The organism is Candidatus Zymogenaceae bacterium, from assembly GCA_016931225.1.
In the GTDB taxonomy this organism is placed as follows: Bacteria; Desulfobacterota; Zymogenia; order Zymogenales; family Zymogenaceae; genus JAFGFE01.
Window position 1 is genome coordinate 1 of record JAFGFE010000004.1, and the last position, 21030, is coordinate 21030.

The 21030-nt window shown below is 54.1% G+C and carries 19 protein-coding genes; 11 read left to right on the forward strand and 8 right to left on the reverse strand.

Annotated features, from left to right (window positions below):
* The first annotated feature begins 433 nt into the window (after nt 1–433).
* The gene (locus tag JW885_01095; protein MBN1880741.1) at nt 434–922 is read left to right on the forward strand and encodes a tryptophan-rich sensory protein; all 489 of its coding nucleotides are present in this window, start codon (nt 434–436) and stop codon (nt 920–922) included.
* A gap of 48 nt (nt 923–970) precedes the next feature.
* Here JW885_01095 and phrB read toward each other — a convergent pair whose 3' ends face one another.
* Nucleotides 971–2329, reverse strand: a complete 1359-nt coding sequence (gene phrB / locus JW885_01100; GenBank protein ID MBN1880742.1) for a deoxyribodipyrimidine photo-lyase — start codon at nt 2327–2329, stop codon at nt 971–973.
* 114 nt (nt 2330–2443) lie between these two features.
* Here phrB and JW885_01105 point away from each other — a divergent pair, with 114 nt between their 5' ends.
* From JW885_01105 to JW885_01115, 3 genes are all read left to right on the forward strand, one after another.
* Complete coding sequence (locus JW885_01105; GenBank protein ID MBN1880743.1) at nt 2444–3415, forward strand: DUF523 and DUF1722 domain-containing protein; 972 nt, start codon at nt 2444–2446, stop codon at nt 3413–3415.
* A 57-nt stretch (nt 3416–3472) separates the two neighbouring features.
* Nucleotides 3473–3835 carry an HIT family protein gene (locus tag JW885_01110; GenBank protein ID MBN1880744.1) on the forward strand — a complete coding sequence of 121 codons (363 nt, stop codon included), beginning with the start codon at nt 3473–3475 and terminating at the stop codon, nt 3833–3835.
* A 216-nt stretch (nt 3836–4051) separates the two neighbouring features.
* Nucleotides 4052–5923, forward strand: a complete 1872-nt coding sequence (locus JW885_01115) for an acyl-CoA synthetase (protein ID MBN1880745.1) — start codon at nt 4052–4054, stop codon at nt 5921–5923.
* A gap of 133 nt (nt 5924–6056) precedes the next feature.
* Here the strand turns inward: JW885_01115 and JW885_01120 are convergent, their stop codons facing one another.
* The 3 genes from JW885_01120 to JW885_01130 all read right to left on the reverse strand — a co-directional run bounded on the left by JW885_01120 (nt 6057) and on the right by JW885_01130 (nt 7970).
* The gene (locus JW885_01120) at nt 6057–6530 is read right to left on the reverse strand and encodes a methylglyoxal synthase (protein ID MBN1880746.1); all 474 of its coding nucleotides are present in this window, start codon (nt 6528–6530) and stop codon (nt 6057–6059) included.
* A gap of 205 nt (nt 6531–6735) precedes the next feature.
* On the reverse strand, nt 6736–7335 hold the full coding sequence (locus tag JW885_01125) for a hypothetical protein (protein MBN1880747.1): 600 nt from the start codon (nt 7333–7335) through the stop codon (nt 6736–6738).
* A gap of 254 nt (nt 7336–7589) precedes the next feature.
* Nucleotides 7590–7970, reverse strand: a complete 381-nt coding sequence (locus JW885_01130; GenBank protein MBN1880748.1) for a tautomerase family protein — start codon at nt 7968–7970, stop codon at nt 7590–7592.
* A 106-nt stretch (nt 7971–8076) separates the two neighbouring features.
* On the opposite strand from JW885_01130, the gene JW885_01135 reads away from it, so the two are divergent.
* The 4 genes from JW885_01135 to JW885_01150 all read left to right on the forward strand — a co-directional run bounded on the left by JW885_01135 (nt 8077) and on the right by JW885_01150 (nt 11724).
* Nucleotides 8077–8793, forward strand: a complete 717-nt coding sequence (locus JW885_01135; GenBank protein MBN1880749.1) for a hypothetical protein — start codon at nt 8077–8079, stop codon at nt 8791–8793.
* A 131-nt stretch (nt 8794–8924) separates the two neighbouring features.
* Complete coding sequence (locus tag JW885_01140; GenBank protein MBN1880750.1) at nt 8925–9992, forward strand: homoserine kinase; 1068 nt, start codon at nt 8925–8927, stop codon at nt 9990–9992.
* Nucleotides 9993–10058: 66 nt separating this feature from the next.
* Entirely contained in the window at nt 10059–11561 is a 1503-nt protein-coding gene (locus JW885_01145) for an NAD(P)/FAD-dependent oxidoreductase (GenBank protein MBN1880751.1), read from the forward strand.
* Nucleotides 11562–11574: 13 nt separating this feature from the next.
* Nucleotides 11575–11724 carry a hypothetical protein gene (locus JW885_01150; protein ID MBN1880752.1) on the forward strand — a complete coding sequence of 50 codons (150 nt, stop codon included), beginning with the start codon at nt 11575–11577 and terminating at the stop codon, nt 11722–11724.
* A gap of 545 nt (nt 11725–12269) precedes the next feature.
* Here JW885_01150 and JW885_01155 read toward each other — a convergent pair.
* Complete coding sequence (locus JW885_01155) at nt 12270–13577, reverse strand: MFS transporter (GenBank protein MBN1880753.1); 1308 nt, start codon at nt 13575–13577, stop codon at nt 12270–12272.
* A gap of 342 nt (nt 13578–13919) precedes the next feature.
* On the opposite strand from JW885_01155, the gene JW885_01160 reads away from it, so the two are divergent.
* Nucleotides 13920–14495 (forward strand): hypothetical protein, encoded by a 576-nt coding sequence (locus tag JW885_01160; GenBank protein MBN1880754.1) that lies wholly within the window; start codon nt 13920–13922, stop codon nt 14493–14495.
* Nucleotides 14496–14632: 137 nt separating this feature from the next.
* Here JW885_01160 and JW885_01165 read toward each other — a convergent pair whose 3' ends face one another.
* Nucleotides 14633–15118 carry a hypothetical protein gene (locus JW885_01165; protein MBN1880755.1) on the reverse strand — a complete coding sequence of 162 codons (486 nt, stop codon included), beginning with the start codon at nt 15116–15118 and terminating at the stop codon, nt 14633–14635.
* A 324-nt stretch (nt 15119–15442) separates the two neighbouring features.
* Between JW885_01165 and JW885_01170 the strand changes: the two genes are divergently transcribed.
* Entirely contained in the window at nt 15443–16813 is a 1371-nt protein-coding gene (locus JW885_01170; protein MBN1880756.1) for an MFS transporter, read from the forward strand.
* Nucleotides 16814–17374: 561 nt separating this feature from the next.
* On the opposite strand, the gene JW885_01175 is transcribed toward JW885_01170, so the two are convergent.
* Nucleotides 17375–17773: a hypothetical protein gene (locus tag JW885_01175; protein ID MBN1880757.1), complete on the reverse strand. Its 399-nt coding sequence runs from the start codon at nt 17771–17773 to the stop codon at nt 17375–17377.
* A 955-nt stretch (nt 17774–18728) separates the two neighbouring features.
* Here JW885_01175 and JW885_01180 point away from each other — a divergent pair.
* Nucleotides 18729–18929, forward strand: coding sequence for a hypothetical protein (locus JW885_01180; protein MBN1880758.1), 201 nt, complete (start codon nt 18729–18731; stop codon nt 18927–18929).
* Between the two features lie 314 nt (nt 18930–19243).
* On the opposite strand, the gene JW885_01185 is transcribed toward JW885_01180, so the two are convergent.
* Nucleotides 19244–20671 (reverse strand): PAS domain S-box protein, encoded by a 1428-nt coding sequence (locus JW885_01185; protein MBN1880759.1) that lies wholly within the window; start codon nt 20669–20671, stop codon nt 19244–19246.
* Nucleotides 20672–21030 lie beyond the last annotated feature (359 nt).

Genomic DNA, 21030 nt, shown 5'->3' on the forward strand with positions numbered 1-21030 from the left:
ACTATACCGACTACTATTGCCCGATATCTCATGTGTTTTCTCCATGAAATTTGCTCTGATCAAATATTTCTTATCATATTTTCATCAACAGGTCAATTCATGCCCGTAACGGGTAGGTCTGCGTGTCGGCCGCAACGTCTTTTTCACCCTTCATATTCGGACCGTGCCCCCGTCTGAAAGGACGGTCATATTCCCGAAAATACCATGATACCGGCCCATTTCCTGACTCGATTTATCAAGCATGTTAATAATTCATTGAAAAATTATTAATTTTAGGGGTTGAATTATCCCCGTCACGATATACAATAGTCTGAAGACGGGTAAACGGGATTGTCAATCATACCGAGACGGTTTCCTTGGAAACACGTTTCCATCCACCGTACCCGTCGTGATATGCGTGATAGGATACACCACAGTGTCATCCGATACATTCATGGAGGCGACAATGACGAAAAAAGATACATTGCTTCTCATCGGCTGCATCGTGCTCTGCGAGCTCGTGGGGGTATTTGGATCGTTTTTCACCGCACCCAACATACCCGGCTGGTACGCCGCCCTGGCGAAACCGGGGTTCACCCCTCCCGATTGGGTGTTCGCCCCTGTCTGGACGACCCTCTACCTCCTGATGGGGGTCTCCCTGTTTCTGGTCATCAGAGGGGGGCTGACGGGAAAGGAAGTAAAAGACGCCGCGGGCGCATTTATTGCCCAGCTTGCCCTCAATTTTCTCTGGACACCGGTGTTTTTCGGCCTGCACGCACTGTGGCCCGGTTTCGCGGTCATCGCAACCTTGTTGCTATTCATCGCAGTGACGATGGTGCTGTTTCGGCGGGTGTCCCCCCCTGCGGCATACCTCCTCGTCCCCTATTTCCTCTGGGTGGGGTACGCGTCGGCCCTGAACCTGGCCATCGCCCTCCTCAACTGACTGTTTATAATATATCATCATTGTTGACGGAGAGACGATACGGCCGGACTAACCCGAGAGTTCCTCCACACTTTTTATATAGGCATCCACGTTGAACTTCCGGCGACAGCCGGCATGGCTCATATAGCGAACCTTTCCGAATATCTCCCGCTCCCCCCAGGCGCGATCGTGCACCCCGCCGATGGACCAGGCGACGCCCGCATAGCCGTTGGGGTCCCTGCCGTCGAGCTGATACGTGTCGTTGAGATTAACGGCATATTCCATCGCCGCCTCGGGGCTCTCGGTCCACTCCAGTATCTTCTTCGCCCAGTACATCCTCAGATATCCGGGCATCGTCCCCCGCACGACCAGCTCCTTCTGTGCGGCGTTCCAGAGGGGATCGTGGGTCTCGGCGTCTCGAAACCGCTCGTACGTATAGACGTGCTCTCTGTGGTCGTCTCCGTGCTCCTTCAGGGTTTTCTTCGCCCAATCGGGGAAGCACGCCGATGAATCATAGTCGTGATGCCACAGGCAGAAATTATCCGACAGCTCCCGGCGCACGATCAATTCCTCCAGAAAAGCGTCCTTCGCCCCCCGGGGCGCGGACGAAGCCCCGACCTCCCGGGCGAGCCGCTGGGCGGAGAGCTGTCCGAAATGGAGATAGGGGGACAACTCCGATTGGGCGTGTTTCGTGGGGTCGTTTCTCTCGGCATCGTAGCGGGAAAGGCCCCCGTCGATAAAACGGTGCATCCGGGTTAAGGCCGCCTGGGGTCCGGGCGGTATCCAATCGACGGTGCCTCCCGCGTCCGAAACAGTGAGCGATCCCAGGACCTCGTCCCATTGCACCTCGGGCGCCGGGGGCGCCGAATGGGGATGCGGGACGACGGCCGGTATGTCGACGAGAAATCCACCGAGCCTTCGGGTGAGCCTGGGGCGATATGTCCCCGCCGAGTACTCCCCCTTGACGGACGCCGCCCGACAGGGGACGATGTTGTGGGCGTCCACTTCCAGGAACGAGACAGTGAGCTCTTCGGCCGTCTCTTCTTTCCACCGCCTCTTGATTCTCAGCGGATCGAAATCGGTGATGACACAAGAAGCCCCCAGCTTTTCGACGAACGCCGGCACGACAACGCCCGGCTCCCCCCGTACCAGATAGAAGGGGATATTGCGGGATGCGAGATCCCGGGCTGTCTCGGAAAGGCCCGACAGCATGAAGCGATACTGCCGCAGGGCCGCTCCCAGAAATGCGTCCGCGAGGACGAAGAGCACACACACCCCTTCCCTTCGCTCCAGGGCGATATTCTGGGCGAACAGCAGGGCCCAGTTGTCGTCTGCGCGCTGATCCCTGCTCATCCAGTAGACGACCGGGCCTTTTGCCCGGAACGCCGCATCATTGAGGGCATGAATCCTGTCGGGATGAACCGTCATGACCGCCTTAAACCGAATGATGTGCTCACAAACAGTATACCGTGAAAGACGGGACGGTGAAACATGAAAAATTCTTTGTTTGCCTGGGGGAAAAAGTCGTGATACGGTGTCTTCATGGATACGGATCACAAACCGATCGTGGTCGTCAGTCGGTGCATCGAGTTCGATCACTGCCGCTACAACGGCCAGATGATTCCCGACCCATTCGTGGCGCGTCTTTCGGACTTCGTGGACTTCATCCCGGTGTGTCCCGAGGTGGAGATCGGTCTGGGTGTCCCCAGGGATCCCATCCGCATCGTCGAGGCGGACGGCGGTTTGATGCTCTACCAACCGGCGACCGGCCGGGACCTGACCGAATCGATGAGGTCATTCACATCACTGTTTCTGGACTCGCTTACGGCCGTCGACGGCTTCATCCTCAAGTTCCGCTCCCCCTCCTGCGGCCCCGGCCAGGTGAAGATCTACAAGGGAATGGACCCGAAGGGAGGGGCGGGTATCGGGAGCGGATTCTTCGCCGCCGCCGTCTTGAAGCGTTTCGGCGGCCTCCCGGTGGAAGACGAGGGACGACTCAAGAATTTTTCCATCCGTGAGTACTTCCTGACGCACCTCTTCTGTCGTGCGGCGTTTCGCCGGATCGAAAAGGAAGGCTCCATGCGGGCCCTCGTCGATTTCCACACCAGGTACAAATACCAGTTCATGGCGCTGAACCAGTCCCGTCTGAAAATCCTCGGGAAGATCGTCGCCAATCACGAAAAGCTCCCGCCCGGTGAGGTCTTCATATCCTACGGGCGTGAACTGGGGAGGATGTTCGCCGCCCTCCCGAGGCCGGGGCGCACCGTCAACATGCTCCTTCACGCTTTCGGCGGCGTCTCACGTCATCTGACAGAAAACGAGCGGGAGCTCTTCCTCCAGACCATCGAGGAATACCGGGACGAGCGTATCCCCCTGAGCGTCCCAATTCGCCTTATCAACTCCTGGGCCGTCCGCTTCGAGGACGAATTTCTCCTGAACCAGGCTTTTCTCTCCCCCTACCCCCAGGCACTGGTATCCGTTTCCGACTCCGGCAAGGGCCGGGAGTTGAGCTGAGGAGAACCCATGACACACGTTAATGGGAAACCGGGCTGCATCTTCTGCGAAAAGCCGATGGACGAGCGGCTCTTCACAACAAAACACGCCTTCAGCTGCCTCGACCGACACCCGGTCGCACAGGGACACATCCTCGTCATCCCCGTCCGGCATGTGGCAAGCTGGTTTGGATTGAATCGGAAAGAACGGGCGGCGATGCTTGAAACGCTCGACCGGGCGAAAGGCTATCTGGACGACCGTTTCTCCCCGGACGGGTATACCATCGGCGTAAACGAGGGGGCCGCCGCCGGCCAGACGATATTTCACGTCCACCTTCACCTGATACCGCGGTACGTTCACGACGTTGAGAATCCCCTGGGCGGCATACGGGGCGTCATTCCGGGAAAACAGCTCTATCCGGACCGGCTCTCCGACGATTGATGCCCGCCCCCGGCCTTTCCCGACACGACGCCTGAAACAGACCGCGTACGATAATCACTCCCCGATATGACAGAGAGTATACACATATCGCGATTTTATTATTGACTGACCGGTCAATCTATAGTATAGAGTGTATTACTGACCGATTGGTCAATCGACTCTGACGTATCACCCCGGTCATTCCATCCCATCGTTATCTATAAAGGAGTCGTACAGATGGAAGAAATCCTGGTGAGAAATATGGCAGATATCGAACAGATCGAAAAAACCCCCCTGGAGGATCGATTTTCGGTGCGCAATACCTATGACGCCCTCGTGGCGGGGAGCGCCATCGATCCGGACGCCGTCGCCATCAGCTTCATCATGACCGGCGACCAGTACGAACACCCAATCCAGGTCACCTATCGTCGTTTCATGGAGAGTGTCAACCAGGCGGCGAACTGTTTCCATGATCTGGGCGTGGGGCCTGACGATGTGGTTACCTATCTTTTGCCCAACGCACCTCAGACCCACTCCGTCCTGTGGGGCGCGGAGGCCGCCGGCATCGCCAACCCCATCAATCCCCTCCTCGACGCCCCGACAATCCGGGATATCTGCATATCGGCGGGAACGAAGGTGCTCGTGGCCCTGGGAGAGGTGCCCGGCTCGGAAATATGGGGTAAGGTGGAAAAAATCAGAGACGACATCCCCACCCTCAAATACATCCTCCGCCTCATGGGTCCCACCGAGGAGGATAAAAACATTTTCAGCCTGGATGAAAAGCTCCAGGAATATCCGGGGGACGCACTGACCTTCACACGCTCCATCGGGCCCGAAGACATCGCATCCATGTATCATACCGGCGGCACCACCGGCACCCCGAAGCTCGCCATGAGAAGTCATTTCAACGAACTGGCAAACGCCCACGTCATGTCGATTCTGGCGGGACTGGATCCCTCCAATACCGTCATGTGCGGTTTGCCGCTGTTCCATGTCAACGGTACGATCGTCACGGGCCTTGCCCCCTTCTGGGGCGGCGCCCAGGTGCTGCTTTTAACGCCCCAGGGATACCGGGATCCGGGAGTGCTCCCGAACTTCTTCAAGATTATCAATACATACCGGGGCACGTTCTTCTCCAGCGTTCCCACGATCCTCTCGATCCTGTTGGACACACCCAAGGAAGATGCGGACCTTTCGTGCCTGAAATACGCCATCTGCGGGGCGGCCCCCCTGTCGGTGGAGCTGTTTCGCAGGTTCGAGGAATACACCGGTCTGAAAATACTGGAGGGATACGGCCTGACCGAATCCACCGCAGGCGCCTCCATCAACCCGAAGGACGGCGAGCGGCGGGTCGGCTCCATCGGCCTGAGAATGCCCTATACCGAGATGAAGGTCGTCATCACCGATGACGACGGCGGCTACGTGAGAGACGCCGACATCGGGGAGATCGGCGTGATCGCCATCCGGGGGCCGAACGTCTTTCTCGGATATCGGGAGGAGTTGCACAACCGGGGCGTCTGGCTGGGAGACGGCTGGTTCAACACCGGTGACCTGGGCCGGATGGATGGGGACGGCTACTTTTGGCTGACGGGACGAAAAAAGGAGATGATCATCCGGGGCGGTCACAACATCGATCCTTTGAGCATAGAGGAGCCGCTCTACGGTCTTGATGACATAAAGACCGTCGCCGCCGTGGGTCGGCCCGACGCCCACGCCGGTGAGGTGCCGGTGGTGTATGTGGAGTTGGTCCCGGGATCGAACATGACTCCCGAAGATATCATGGCCTATGCCGGGGAGCATATCGGAGAGCGCGCCGCCGTACCCAAGGAGGTCATCATCATGGACGAGATCCCCCTGACTCCCATTGGAAAAATCTTCAAGCCCGCCCTCACATGGGACGCCGCACGGAGGGCCTACGAGCGGGAGCTTTCGGCCCTGGGCGACATGGCGGCGTCGGTTTCGGTGAAAGTGGGAGAAGATGTGGTGCACGGGAAGAGCGCGGTGATAACCGTAACGCCGAATCCGGGCGTCTCCACAGACAAGATCCTCACGAAGATCAACGAACTACTGACCAGGTACACGGTACAGTACCGGGTGGAATTTCAGTAATCTCCTTACATGAAACATCATCCACTCCGGTGAAAGAAGCACGAAATACGGGCCTTTGGATACCATCCAAAGGCCCGTGTATTCCCGTCGATCTTCAAACGGGAGAGGCTCCATCCCTATTGTCACATCCCGATTACAGACCGGGAATATCCCGGTGCAGTCTCGTTTCAAAATCGATAAGCCGTCGCTTATACTTCTCGTCCATCAGGTGTGACGAGATGATAAAATCCGCCGACGCGCGATTGCACGCCACCGGGATGTTGCTCAGCACCGAGATCCGAAGAAGCGCCTTTACGTCCGGGTCGTGGGGATGGGTGGACATCGGATCCCAGAAGAACATGAGGAAATCTATCTCCCCGTCGACGATCTTCGCCCCGATCTGTTGATCCCCGCCCAGGGGACCGCTTTTGAACACCGTCACGTCCAGGCCCAGTTTATCCCTGATCAATGTGCCGGTGGTGCCGGTGCCGAACAGAATATGTTTTGAGAGAGTGAGCTTGTTGAACTCCGCCCATTCGAGCAGATCCCGTTTCCGGGCGTCGTGGGCCACAAGGGCGATCTTTTTCTGTTTTCCCGTGACAATGACCGGGACATCCACATCCTTCATCTGTGTTCCTCACGTTGGATTTATAAAGGGTCTCTTTCACATCACTATGCACGATTTCGTCTGACAATAAAAGCCCAGCCAAGCTGGACAAGCCCAGCAGAACTGGACAAGCCCCAGCGGAGCCGGACAGGCCGTACTGGAACTGTAAGTGTCCCGAAACGACAGGACGGAAATAAACAATTTGATCGATACCTGTTACGCGCCGTTACTGAATAATCTGAAACGATTCAAGTACATGGTTAAAATACGTCTCCCATCGCTTCAGGTCCGAGGCGGTACCGGAAATATCAACAAGGTAGGACGTATCATCTATATAAATATAGTAGAAACGATGATTTTCCGCGTATTTATTTGATTTATCGACGGCATCTACCATGAGTGCGTATCCCTTCGGATACTCCACAACCTGAAGATTTTTCAGATTCGAATCCGGCTCATTCATCCCCTCCGTGATCAGTGCTGTCTTGGTATCGAACAACGATCGAGAGGAATATCCTTTCGGGATGTCGGTGACGACTACGCTGATGCGGGGTGCTATCGGGCCGGTTGTCTCAGTCTCCTCTTCCACCGGCGGGATATAGCTCCAGGAGGTGAGCTTTCCCTCCATTCCCTCCATTTCGAATCCCCGGGGGATGTCGATTTGGTATTCGTATTTTGGACTGATGAAGGGGACAAACGGCGGCTCTTCGGAAGCGACCGGCACATTCAGAAGCCCCCCTCCACCGTCGATCCCGGCACAGGCGGCGCATAAAAGAATCAACGGTATCGACACGATACCGCGTGCGATTCTCCAATTCCTTCTCATATATACATCTCTCCGATACGGGTAAACAACGGTATCACGTATCGAGCGGGATAATCATTTTTTTTCGATACCGGTCCCGCCGCTTCGTCCGGTCCGGATTTCTTCTCTGAAGCTCTTATTATAACAAAGAGTCTCACATGTGGGGCAAAAAATATATGCGTTCTCGATCACACACGGATCTCGTTCCAACCCCCTTCCCCCACACACCCCACCCGCAGGCGAAACCCCGTGTGTATGCCGAAAGCTCTCTTCATTCAGTACCCAAGCCGTACCGTCGAGAGCGGGATACCGCCCCGCCCCGCCCAGTTGCCGCGGTCCGCCTCGATAAGATAGATGATGATATCGGATTCATCCACGCCGGTACGGCGATGGACCGCACCGCTTATCTTCCGAAACAACTCCGCCTTCATCTCATCCGTTCTTCCCGAAAACAGCGCGACCTCCACGAACACGAACCGCCCGTCCCTACACTCGTGGCAGGCTCTATTTGACAGCCCTGTGGAATAGAGAATCGCGTGGCCGTGTTTCGGGTCGATGGCAAGGGTGTCCCTAAGTATCGAGAGAACATCTGATAAGAGTCTCTCTCCCGACTCCCGGGAGAGGTCGTCGGAGACGTGGAGCTTCACCAGCGGCATGATATTCTCCTTTTTCTTTTTTTCTTATGCGATATCGGCTATACTGACGATAGGACACCCTTTCATCTTCATTGTTTCATCGGAAACAAAAAAGGGCTCACCACCTATGAGACGAATCTTGATCCTTCTTCTCTTCTGTGCCGGTCTTTGTGTGTACGCGGCATACGCGCAGTCCGCCCGGGATCTGAACACCACGGGATTCCGCCTCTACACGGAGGGACGCTATGTGGAGGCGCTGGACTATTTCGGGAAAGCCATCGAGGCTGATCCCTCATACGTCCTGGCCCAGTACAACTACGCCTGCACCCTGGGTGTTCTCAGAGATATAGGTCCGGAATTTGTCTGCCGGTATGACACCTATAAATGGCGTATCCTCGATTACCTGGAGGAGTCGATACGATTGGATCCCGGCCGTCTGGATCGGATGAAGGATGATCCCGACCTTGCGTGTGTGCACGATACCTTTCGCTACCAGCGGCTTCTGGGCCTAAACCCGGATGATCCCGAGGACGCCCTGTTGATCCTCAAAGAAGTATCGTGGTACGCGTTCAACGCCGGGGCCTACGGCCCGGTCGGCGGGATTGATTTTCACGAAGACGGCACATTGACCCTCTGGGAGCTGGATGTGACGACCGCAAAGGTCAAGCGCATCGAGCATACGGGATTATACAGCGTATCCGATACCGGGATGGAAATAGTCCTTGACGATCCTCTCTCGGGACGCAGGAGATTCTCCCTGGAGCTCTCCATTGACGGAGTTTTGTCTGTTCCCGGCCTTCCCTTTCAGCCCTTCATCGACGATCCCCGGGACTGCGAGGCGTAAAACGGCGCTTTTCCCTCTATATGGAAAAGTCCTTGACTCGACCGGTATATCGGTGCATTATATATCTGATCGTCTCGTCGCCCGAACAGCGAACGACGTATCTCCCTTATCATATTGTTTTTGTGTCTTACATGGTCGATTGCATCAGCTTCGCCCCGGCCACCACGGCTAATGTCGGCCCCGGATACGATATCATGGGATACGCGTTGATGTGGCTGGGTGATTTCTGCCTGGTCGAGAAGGTAGAACAGCAGGGCGATCCCATCCTGTGGCGCGGCGTTGCCGGCCCTATGTCCCCGTTTCTTCAAAACCTCAAACCCGAAAGAAACGCCGCGTTCGCGGCGGCTCGCTACGCCTTCATGCGTCTGAGAGAACATTACGATCTGGACTTCAATCTCTCACTGACGCTCCACAAATACATGCCCATCGGCTCCGGCTTGGGATCATCATCGGCCAGCACCGTTGCGGCGGTAAAGGGGGTGCTGGCGGCGGCCGAAAGGGAACTCCCCCAAAACGACATTATCGACGCCCTCCTTTTGGGGGAGGAAACCGCATGCGGCACCGGCCACCCGGACAACGTCATCCCGTCGTACTTCGGTGGATTTTTCCTGATGATGAGCGAAAACTACGACGACCTCCCCGCCGGTGAAAAGCGATTTCACCGTATCAAGGGGGGAGAGAACCTCGTCTCCATCATCGTCAAGCCGGATGTTTCGCTGAACACCAGCGAATCCCGGGCCGCCCTGAATAATCACATACGCCGCTCGTTTTTGGAGATGCGGGGATTCGAGCCGGTGGATATCCTCTCACTGGTCAGGCAGCAGTCCATCAAGGCCGCCGAGGCAGTGCTCTCCTACCAGTCAGACGACATCCGACGATTAGGGGCCATTATGCGAAACAACGATCTTCTTGAGATACCCAGGGGGTCTTTGATCCCCCGATTCAGGGAGGTCAAAGGGGCGGCCCTGTCCGCCGGGGCGTACGGCTGTTCCATCGCCGGTTCCGGCCCGTCGATGGTCGCCATTACCGACGACGAGACAAAAGCCGTCGCCATCAGGGACGCCATGCAGGATGCCTTCGGCGAGGTCCCCTCCCGATGGCTCATCTCACCGGTTAACAACGAAGGGGCGGTCATTGTCGATGATATCGAGACATTCCTCGCCGACTGCCGACCCCATACCGATATGCTGCCGACATGAAAATGTTGAGACTGAAATGCGCTACAATACAATATTTTCTTCAAGTGAATGCGAAGGACACAGACTATGGCAGACTATGACGTAATTGTTATTGGAGCGGGGCTGGGCGGTTTGAGCCTCGGGGCTGTAATGGCAAAACGAGGCAGGAAGACGCTGGTTGTCGAACAGAGTCCCCGGGTGGGCGGATACTGCTCCACCTTTGAGCGGGACGGGTTTCGTTTCGACATCGGCGCATCCATCATCGAGATCATCGACGTTATCGACGTATGCTTCAAGGAGCTGGGAACGTCGGTATTCAACGAGGTGGAAATGGTGCCCCTTGAACCGATCTACACCATCAAGTTCAAGGACGGCACACAGATGAGGTATCCGACTTCCAAGGAGGAGACCGCCGAGGAATTCAGTAAGATATCCCCAAAAGACGCCGAGGGATGGCTGAAGTTCGCCGACTACATGCAGGGTTTTTTGGACACGGCCCTGACGGGATTTTTCCTGGAGCCGGCGAATACCCTGACCGACATGCTCAAGATGTTCCTGAAGACGCCGAAGCTATTCTCGTACATGCCGCTGTTCAACATGAACTATCAGGACGTTCTCAGGAAATATTTCACACACCCGAAGGTACAGGAGGCCCTGGCCTTCCAATCGAACTTCATGGGCCTCCCCCCGGAGCTTTGCCCCGGTCACATGACCATGCTCCCCTGGGCGGAACACAACGGCTTCTTCTACAGCAAGGGAGGCATGATCGCCATTCCCGAGGCCCTCAGAAGGGTCGGTGAACGACACGGGATGGAGGTCATGCTCGATACCGAGGTGAAGAGCCTCATGATACGGAACGGCAGGGCCGAGGGTGTATCCCTCGCGTCCGGGGAGCAGATATCCGCCGAGGTGGTGGTCTCGAACATCAACGCAAAAAGCCTCTACTTCGACCTGGTGGGAGAGGAACACCTGGGCTCAATGGTCCGAAAGGGTCTGCAGAGCCTCCAGCCCTCCACGGCGGCCCTGATGCTCTACCTCGGCCTGGATTCAAAGCCGGAGCTGTCCGCTCATCATACCCTGTGTACCCTCCCCGTGGAGGCCCTGAACGACTACTACTGGGACGTGTACAAGCAGGGGAAACTCCCGGACGAGCAGTTCGGCCTCATCAGCTGGACGTCGCTCTCGGACTCGAACAACGCCCCGAAGGGGAACCATACGGTGGTGATGACCCTGGCCTGTCCCAACGATCTGGCCACAGACAGCTGGGACGCCGTACGGGAGCGGGTAATCGATGAAACAATAGATTTCATGTCGAAAACCTACGTCCCCGGGCTGAAAAACCAGGTGAAGACCGCCATCCTGGGCACCCCTCTGGACTACGAGAGAAACCTCCTCGCACCCAAGGGGGCCATATACATGTTCCACCAGGACGTCGCCACGTCCACGGTGTTTCGCCCGGCGTCCCGATCGAAGAGCATCAAGGGGCTGTACCTGACCGGTGCGTCCACCCACCCCGGCGGCGGCATCCCGTCGGTCATGGCATCGGGTATGATCGCCGCGGGACTGATCGAAAAATACGAAAAGATATAAAGAGACACACGATATGAAAGCACTCGTTATCATCGCATGTATTGTGGGGGGGATCATCCTCCTGGGCGCGATCTATTATCTCACCCTCAACAAAGGGAGAAGACGCTTTCTGAGGGAACAGATCAGCCAGTCGCGCTATATGCTGCCCCGCTACTTTGTATAGAGAGACGCCCTGCCGGCATTTCGTGTCGACGGGGCGTGAAAACTCCCCGATGACTATCTGTACGGCGGTGTGTTATCGCCAATAGTCGCCCGCCGGGTTATCGGTTACATCCGGTGATGGCCGGTTGGATCGAGCGTCATTATCGGCGATTGCAGTGAGGGGCGCGGATTGTTTTCGGTAACCAAATAGCACGTCACTCTCACCACCCTCGGTGATTGCAGATCGTATTGTGGCCTATTGCCGATGTTTATCGGCTGGGTCATATAGTATTGCCTGCGATTCCGAGCCGATGGCGCATTCTGTTATTCTCGACCACCCTGATGGCGCTCGTACAACGTCACCACCCAACCGAGACGGCTTCAATCGACTCGATGATGTTTGTCCGGTGGCCTCGCCCGGCTTCAGCAGAAGTGGTGTTGTTCAGGCGCAGCGTACATAGATACTCAAAACATCGTATCGAAAAAACGCCCCGACACAACCGGTGCCGGGGCGAAATTCGTTTTATGGAAACGGCGAATCGATTCCTTGCGGTCTATTCCGTCCGATTATTCCGCTTCTTTCAGGGTAACCTTGGCGACCTTGTCCAGGTCTCGCTTGTAATAGAACGAGCCGATAAAGAAGACGATCGCACCCAAGAGGGCGAATATCGGAAGCATCTGGAACGCCGGGAGCAGATCGCCGCCGTGTTTATCCGAGACAGCACCGATGAACAGCGGGCTCAGAGAATAGCCCAGGGCCATCATAAAGAACTGGGCAAGGCCGTAAGAGAACGACCTGAGCCCCGGATGCACCACGTCCTGGGTGACGGCGGAGCCGCCGGCGGCGAACATGGGCGCGAAGAACCCGAACGCCAGCAGAAAAAAATACTGGGGCTTCCCATCTAGGAATGAAAACGCGATGAACACGCACAGGCCCGCAAGGAGCGACGTGAGGGCGGGAATGCTCATCCGGGCGTGGATCATCCGCTTTCTGATCTTGTCGATGACGATCCCTCCCACCGGCGCGCCGATGATGGCCAGAAGAAAGACGATGGACGTCTTGAGGCCCGCCTCGTCCATGGGAAGATCCTCGGTGCGGTTATAGTAGGACGGGAGCCAGTTCATCAGCCCGGTTGTGACGAACGTATTGCCCACGTATCCGACGTAGGTCAAGAGAACCGTCGGATTTCCCAGGAATTCCTTGGCGATGTCACCGAATCCCATCGATTTGACGACTCTCCCCTGTGCTTCGTGGGATTCCTTGACCATCCTGACGGTCTTGTAATCCTTGACGAAAAAGAAGAGAAGCGCGATAAAGAGCCCCGGTACGGCCATGAAGCCGAAGGCGTAGCGCCAGCCCAGGCTCTCGGCGATCACCCCCCCCACCACCACACCCACCGCGGTGCCCAGGGGGATGGCGGCGGTAAAAAAGCCGTTCATCGACGCCCGCTTTTCCTCGGGGAAGTATGCGGCGATCATCGCGTGTCCGCCGGAGGTATAGGCGGCCTCTCCCATGCCCACGAGAGAGCGCATGACGAAAAGCTGCTTGAAATTCTTCGTGAAGGCGCACGCCGCCGTGGCGAAGCTCCAGAGCACCCCCATCAGGCCGATGGTCTTCTTTCTGCTCCAGCGATCCACCATGATCGACACTGGAAAGACGAATACGGTCATCATCAACGTCACGATGGACGCAAACCACCCGCACTGGGTATCGGTCAGCCCCCATTCCGCCTTGAGAAACGGAAAGAGAGACGCCACGACCATGCGATCCACATAGTTGAATACATACAGTACAAACAGCAACACGAAGACGTAGTAGGCGTATTTTTTCGTTACCTGAAAATCTTTGCCGTCTGCATTGAGGTGTTCGGACATATGACTCCTCCAATAAAGAAATAACATGTATTATCGACATCGATTCAGGCCGGTGTGCCGTGCCCGTATTTCGATGCGGTGTATCGTGATGTGAGGGATTACAATGTGAGGGATTCGAGTGGAAGCCGTTTACGAAACCGAAGCGACAGTCGCATAATGAGAGAAAGTATCCCCAGGAGTGAAGAAATAATACAGTATCCGATATCCTCAATCAAGATAAATATTCGTTTTCGCACCGATATGCCGTCTTTTCACCGTCATCTCATACGCTGCCGACGTCCATACCTTGCAGATGTCCTCTCCGTATGATACAAAGGAGAAGACGACGATACGGATATGACGATGAAGAGACGAATCAACACCAGATGGCTCATCCCGGCGCTCATCGCGGCGGCCGGCCTTTGGGGGACGGCCGCTCGTGCGGAACGAGCGCCGACGGATTTCATTACTATTTCCAATGAGCGAATAGAAATAACCGGGTCTGACCGGCTTGTTGTATCATGGGAATTTACGGCCGAGACGGAATCCCTCAGACTGACCCGGGAGGCCATGGAAGACGCAATCGTCACGGTACTGTACGAGGTTCGGCTTTTTGAACGGGACGGCACCCCGGCGGCGGTCATACCGGCCGCGGTCATCGACCCCCGGGACGGGGACAACGAAACCACCACCCATGAGACGATATTCTTCAACGATGAAGATTTCTTCATCATGCGGGAGAACGCCCTGATGTTCTCCATGGATGCGTCCGATTTCGATATCGTCTCCGCCTACGGCACTGGAGAGGTCTCCGGCAGGTTCACGAAGGAGATATCGGGTACGGCCCGCATCGATACACCGCGAAGCTTTTCTATCCGCAAGACGGTAATCACCGTGACCGAGGTGTTCCTGTCTCTCCCCACGGACCAGGATCAGTGACCGGACCTTCTGTGCACGTCTTTATGTGATTTTTTTCCATGACTATTCCGGACTTAAAACACGGGGCCGGTTCCCCGGCTGCACCGCAGCACGACGGATCGCCGGCCATCCAGGAGGATGTGCGATGCCGTAACGAGCTATGGGACCGCGTCAGCCTTTTGTGATGTCGAGAGGGAATCCGGAGACGTCTCCCGCCCATCAGGAAGACGATCTCGATCGTACTGAAGCATGGCGTAAAAAAAGACCGTCTTTCCCAGAAACAGCACAATCCCCAGGGCGATCGACCACCAGATATCGTTCTTCCACAAACACCAGACGAAGATCCCAGCCATGAGCACCCGAATCAACTGGAACACGCCGCGGCCGAGACATCCGGCGGCGGCCAGCCAGTAATACCTCCCCCGGGCCGCCCGGATGAAGACGCTGTTCTCGTTTCGGGGTGGGGGAATGATCCAGGGAACCAGCGCCGTCGCCGCCGACAGCAGAAACAGCCACCATATTTTGTGATGCCAGAGTGCGTAGAAGGTCCCCGCAGCAATGATATGATAGGTCACGACGCTGGCCGCGTTGAGCTTGCTCTCATTCAATCGCTGTCGAATTGTCTTTCCATCCGTTCGTGTCATCGCCCCTAAAATCTCCCCCAAATTGGATCCGAATATCATACCATACTTTACCGCCGCGACACTTTTTCGATTGTCTTTCTTCCAAAAGTCTGATACATAATGCTCTCGTCAGGGGGGGAAGCGAGGGGCCGAAATGTGTTGTGATGCGCAGTTATGTATATCGTCCACGCCCCCCACCCCGCCACCAGGTGGCTCTGCACTGCCGACCGCATTGTGAAAGAGACATATCACCGCTCCGGATGCATCCGGGCGCATGATATCGTGAAACGGTCGAACGATCCCGCTTTGTGCGAACATCTTTTGAGAGGTCAGACGAACATTCCGATGAGTGATTACACAACCCCGTCCGATACAGAAATCGTCCCCACGGGAATGAAGATCGGATACGGCGTGGGAGATTTCGCCCACAGCCTGGCCTTCAATCTGCCCGCCTTTTACCTGATTTATTTTTATACCGACGTGTTTCACCTGCCGGCGGCGGCTGCGGGACTGGTTGTCTTCATCGCAAAGCTCTGGGACGCGGGCGTTTCCCCGACGATGGGCTACCTGGTCGATCATACCAAGAGCCGCTGGGGCAACAAGCGCCCGTATCTCCTCTTTGGCCCCCTGCCGGTGGCGATATCCATCGTGCTTCTCTTTTACTGCCCGGATATCGGCGGGTCTTTTGCCCGGACCGCCTATGCGCTGATCACATTCATGCTGTTTTGCACCCTCATGACCATGATCACCGTCCCCTACGGCGCCCTGACACCGGCCCTGACCACAGACTCACACCAGAGGGCGGTCCTGAGCGCATACCGAATGGTCTTCGCCGTCGTGGGAACGCTGGTGGGGGCCGGGGCCACCATGCCCCTGGTGGGACTTCTGGGGGCGGGTTCTGTCAATCTTGGATTTCGAAGAGTCGGATTCCTGTTCGGTGCGATAGTTCTAACGATCGTCCTCATCACCTTCGCCACGGTAAAAGAACGCATACAGACAGAAATCCAACGCTCGTCCTTCAGGGAGACCCTCTCTCTCATCCGGAAGAACAAACCCTTTCTCATCCTCGCAGCCGGGGTGATGATGTACCAGATAGCCATCAACACCATGAGCGGCGTCGTCGTCTACTATTTCAAGTACAACCTGCACGCGGAGCACCTGGTCCCGGTGGCGTTCATCACCATGCTGGGAACATCCGCATGTTCCATCCCGCTGTTTTTGTACATATCAAAAAAGCGGGGGAAAAGATTCGCCTATAACTTCGGCATGGGGATCATGGCGGCCATGTCCGTGCCCCTCTTTTTCTTCGGCGAAAATAACATCGCAGTGTCCCTGGTGATATTCGTAATCGTGGGCATAGGCGTTGCCACGGTATACCTCTCTCCCTGGTCCATGATTCCGGACACGGTGGAATATCTGGAATGGAAGACCGGACACCGCCGAGAGGGGATGCATTACGGATTCTTTCAGTTCGCATTCAAACTCTCTGTGGCGATTCCCGGCGCAATGGCGGGCCTCGTGCTTCGAATTGTGGGATACGTCCCGAATGAAGAGCAGACGGATTTGGCGCTCCTGGGAATCAAGCTGCTCCTCACCTTCATTCCGCTGATGTTCGTATTCATCGGCATGTACCTGATCTCCCGCTATCCCATCGATGATCAATTCCACAAGCGTATGGTTTCCGACATCGCCTTAAGAAAGGCCTCCGAATCCTGATACTCTCACGCTGACCCGTTCATGTGTCCGGTCCTTACGTCGAAACGACACACCGGTACCCTTGACATATCGGAAAATAATGGCTATAATTATTGTAGTAATTTGGTGAGGGCGATCGGCATAAGACGGTACACGTGACGAGGTCTCGCACACAGTGCCGCGGCCGTTCGTCACCGAAATGATCGGACGCTCGTTACACCTTTTCCAAGGAGGTTTGCATGAAGCGTTTTATGGTCCCCAGGGTTGCCCATTGTTCTGAGGGCTGCCCACCGATGTCCTGAGCAGGACGTAAAAAGGCTCAGAGAAAAAACCCCGTCCGCTGGGACGGGGTTTTTTTTGGTGGACACATCCTCAAAGGCGACGGTGTGAATGGATATCAATCGCCGTTTTTGGACTCAGGCGCCGCTTCAGCCCGGGGTGGAAGACCGCGCTCCCCCTCCTCGTACGGGGAATGATGTCTGTACACCACAGAAATCGTGTATATCAGGTGAAGGATTGGGGTATCTAAAAAGACCGGTTAAGCGGCTTATATACACTCTCCGAAATCAAGACGAAAACATATCACTGTGCGTCCAGCCACTCTTCCGCTTCATCCATACTTTCAAAGTACATGGTTGTCAATGTATCCTTCGTCATTTCATCCTTGTACTTGTCGAGATACAACTTGATAATTGAAGTGTTTACGATGATGGCCGACTTCTTCATGCCGCTTTCCCGCAGCATCGCGGTTCCTTTCAGGATAAGATCGGCGATCTCCTGGGTCGGCGCACCAAAGTGCTTTGCATCGGACAAGGAAGTGAAGCCGGGACGCAGTTTTCTTGCACATACCTTAAAATCATTGATGTAATCGGGAACCTCCGATACCTTGTTCCAGGTTCCCTTCGGATAGAAATAGATACGGTTTTTGGCAAGATCCACTTGCATATCATATTTGTCTCTCAGGGCAACGTCCTGTATCATCTTAATTCCCTCCTATAAAGCGTTATCGCCTACAATTCAGATTCGCTTTATTTTCATTATTCGTCGTTCAATTGCGTGGCGTAAATGAAGCGTGTGCACAGCTTGTGTGCGTCTTCCGGTGGATTGTGTGAGGAGCGGATTACCCCAGGGAGTGAAGGTCTTTCAATAGGTACACGAGAAAATCATTTCCATCAACATATTCCAATTACGCTTTCACCCCGACACCTTATACGTATGTCCCATTCCCGAAGCGGTATTAGATGGTATCCTTCGCCACTACAATTTCTCTTATGTACTTACTATCCCGTATCATGTTATAGAAAATCTCTTTTTCCTTTTTTTTGTCGTCACCTCCCCCCTTCAAGATTTCAATGGGCCGAATGGATCTCCTGGAATCGTTACTGTTTTCGTCTATATATGTAAACAGTATAACTTAACTCATGATTATTGTCAATTGTCAATATAGATATACATATCGAACCGGACATCTCCCGGGATACGACTTCAATACGGAGCGGTATCCAATGATAATCGGTATGCCGTCTCCCTTTCTCCGTTTCACCGCGATAAAACCATTTTACGCGCCCCCTCCCAAGATGACGAAGGCCACGAAATAATAAGGCGTCAGATCACGTGAACGCATCCATACTACACGACACCTCCCCCCGGCCAATATAATGATCACTTCGAGGCCCTGTGTGCGCCGATATAAAAAGGCAAGGATACATACCCTATCAACCGTCCCATCTCGTCACACACTTCGGGATAAAAGGTCGGACCTCATGTGCCTCTTTCCGATGTTCAATCCGGTGATTCAATGACACACATACGAACGCCGCACATACGAATAATACACATGATTATGATGTAAAAAGATATCATGAAATATCTTGACATACTCTATATGTTATTGTATATTTTACCGTTTTGTTCACCCAACCAGGGGATCTCGTATATGTCAGACATCCGGTACGACACCAGTTTTTATCGCGACTTTAAAAAACGGACATCTACCATCTGTCCTGATTGCGGACACAGCCTCTCCATGAAGGTGGAGTTCCCGAAAAACGGCACCGGACAGGAATCACATTCCGCAAAGGGAAATGTTGTGGAAATCCTCTGGTGCCAGAACTGTCGGAGACGGCCCGACGTGTGATACCGACATTTCTCCCGGATGAAAAAAAAGCCCGAAGCAAGCACTTTGGGCTTTTTTTATTCATCGAGATATCCGTATTGACGTTATGCGGAATTACGAATAAATCATCAAGGATCAAGGGACTCAAAATTTCTGTGTAGCCGAATATGCATCACTTCAAGCGTTAATAACGCCGTACTATGGACCTGTGAAAATTTTATTTCATACGACCCTCTATTGATGGTTTTTGAGTCGCCGTCTCAGAAAAAAAATTAGTGTGATGTTATTAAAGGGGTGTATAAAAGGGGGTTAATTAAGGGGGGTTGACAAACAGGTTAAATTTTTTTAGCGCCTCCAAGGAGGATGAATGCCTCTTCAATCAAAAACTCGATGGTTTGGATGCTCTTTCTGGTATTTTCAAGGTTCCTTTCCTGTATCTCCAGTTCTCTGTCCAGATACTCGTTTTTACCGTTTTTACTGATCTCTTCACGAATCTCACTAATCATAAGGGTGAGCTTATCTACCTGATCATATTTTTTTGAGCGAAAACTTCGGACCTCGCCGGAGATATCAATCCGCTCCGGGGCAATTGCCAGCCTGATCGCTTTGTTGCCCACACCGCTGCTCCTGATCATCATCCGGGCCGATAGATCATCAAGCCACGGTATCTGGCACCGCACAATGGCCTTTCTCAGTTCATACAGGTTATAGTCCATCCTGCCCGCTTTGATATCCCCCTTCTCCACCCAGCCGCTTCCATCGGTCTTCATTCGTGCGGCAAGGTACAAAAGCCTGACCGTGTTCATCTCCGAACGGGAAATCAGGGCAAGATCATGTTCTACATCGTTTTCGTCCCACCTGAGGATCAGGGCGATTTTATCCCGTTTCACTTCGAACCGCAGGGAAAACGGGTACATGTACTGGGGGTCGGCGGGAGCATTCAGAAACGGTTTTTCTTTTCCCTTTCCGGTTCCGGTTCGTGGCGTTTTTTTCCGTTTTCCGTTTTCCGTCTCCCACTCCCTGATCTTGGTCACGTCCATCGATTTGATAGTCAAGCCGACGAGTTTGTTTTCTTTTTTTATATTCGGATACGTGCGAACTACCCATATGGTCTTGTCCGGGTATGAAATATCGGCTTCCGCGTAGCGCCCGGTCCTGAGGGTTTCGATGCCGGGGCACTCATCACACACCCTGCTTTTAGCCCTGAATATTTCGTAGCAGTAGTTTCCCACCAGGTCACTCTGTGAAAGGGAAACGGAATCCGCCGCCGCCTTATTCGCCCATGAGATGCACATGTTCGTATCGGTATAGATCAACCGCTCGGACAGGCTGTCAAGTATATCCGAACGACGCTGCATTTCGGAAAGGAGTGTTTCCTCCAGGTGTTTCCGTTTGGCTACGTCCCGAAAAATGCACAGGCCGGCGATGTCTCCATCCCACTTGATGATCGAAGTATTGGCTTCGGTAAATATGAGAGAACCGTCTTTACAGATCGCCCTGAAATCAACGGTATAGACCGGCCCCCTGTTCTCGCGCAATCGGATATAATAGTTCGCCACCCTCTCGATATCCTCCGGGTGAATAATTTCATGGATGAACATGCTTTCCAGCTCATCTTTGGTATATCCCAGACGTTCCTGAACATTGCGGTTGCTGAAAACAATCTTCTGATCCTGTATAACCGCGATACCATCGCCCGATTCCTCTATAAGGGCGCGAACCACGTCTTGAGTAATCTGGGGAGTCTTTGTCTTGTCATCCATGAGGTGTACATTCAAACGGTATCAATGGTGCGATGTCTTTCATTTCCATTGTCGCGACACATAGTATTTGTGTACAGGTGGTGACGAGATAAAAGTAAGAGGTAATAAAACTACAAAACGTTTCGATCTCTTTCCCGAAACGCAAAAAAACAGTATATTAATATCATTATAAAAATTATTTGTGATTATACGTCTTTCTCACATATCTTGTCCATATATATATTCATAATTTGTTATGAATCAAAATTCTTTTAGTACTTTTCTATATTTTTCAGACTACTATTGGATAATTGACCTTACTCAAATAAACGAGTAAAATAAATCATATATACATGTAAAAGGAGCTGTAGCCCGCATGT

Coding starts and splice junctions, on each gene's coding strand:
- JW885_01185 (MBN1880759.1), bottom strand. CDS start 20,671: ATGGATGACAAGACAAAGACTCCCCAGATTACTCAAGACGTGGTTCGC.
- JW885_01160 (MBN1880754.1), top strand. CDS start 13,920: ATGAAGAGACGAATCAACACCAGATGGCTCATCCCGGCGCTCATCGCG.
- JW885_01170 (MBN1880756.1), top strand. CDS start 15,443: ATGAGTGATTACACAACCCCGTCCGATACAGAAATCGTCCCCACGGGA.
- JW885_01175 (MBN1880757.1), bottom strand. CDS start 17,773: ATGATACAGGACGTTGCCCTGAGAGACAAATATGATATGCAAGTGGAT.
- JW885_01135 (MBN1880749.1), top strand. CDS start 8,077: ATGAGACGAATCTTGATCCTTCTTCTCTTCTGTGCCGGTCTTTGTGTG.
- JW885_01150 (MBN1880752.1), top strand. CDS start 11,575: ATGAAAGCACTCGTTATCATCGCATGTATTGTGGGGGGGATCATCCTC.
- JW885_01140 (MBN1880750.1), top strand. CDS start 8,925: ATGGTCGATTGCATCAGCTTCGCCCCGGCCACCACGGCTAATGTCGGC.
- JW885_01105 (MBN1880743.1), top strand. CDS start 2,444: ATGGATACGGATCACAAACCGATCGTGGTCGTCAGTCGGTGCATCGAG.
- JW885_01145 (MBN1880751.1), top strand. CDS start 10,059: ATGGCAGACTATGACGTAATTGTTATTGGAGCGGGGCTGGGCGGTTTG.
- JW885_01180 (MBN1880758.1), top strand. CDS start 18,729: ATGTCAGACATCCGGTACGACACCAGTTTTTATCGCGACTTTAAAAAA.
- JW885_01130 (MBN1880748.1), bottom strand. CDS start 7,970: ATGCCGCTGGTGAAGCTCCACGTCTCCGACGACCTCTCCCGGGAGTCG.
- JW885_01125 (MBN1880747.1), bottom strand. CDS start 7,335: ATGAGAAGGAATTGGAGAATCGCACGCGGTATCGTGTCGATACCGTTG.
- JW885_01165 (MBN1880755.1), bottom strand. CDS start 15,118: ATGACACGAACGGATGGAAAGACAATTCGACAGCGATTGAATGAGAGC.
- JW885_01120 (MBN1880746.1), bottom strand. CDS start 6,530: ATGAAGGATGTGGATGTCCCGGTCATTGTCACGGGAAAACAGAAAAAG.
- JW885_01155 (MBN1880753.1), bottom strand. CDS start 13,577: ATGTCCGAACACCTCAATGCAGACGGCAAAGATTTTCAGGTAACGAAA.
- JW885_01115 (MBN1880745.1), top strand. CDS start 4,052: ATGGAAGAAATCCTGGTGAGAAATATGGCAGATATCGAACAGATCGAA.
- JW885_01095 (MBN1880741.1), top strand. CDS start 434: ATGGAGGCGACAATGACGAAAAAAGATACATTGCTTCTCATCGGCTGC.
- JW885_01110 (MBN1880744.1), top strand. CDS start 3,473: ATGGACGAGCGGCTCTTCACAACAAAACACGCCTTCAGCTGCCTCGAC.
- phrB (MBN1880742.1), bottom strand. CDS start 2,329: ATGACGGTTCATCCCGACAGGATTCATGCCCTCAATGATGCGGCGTTC.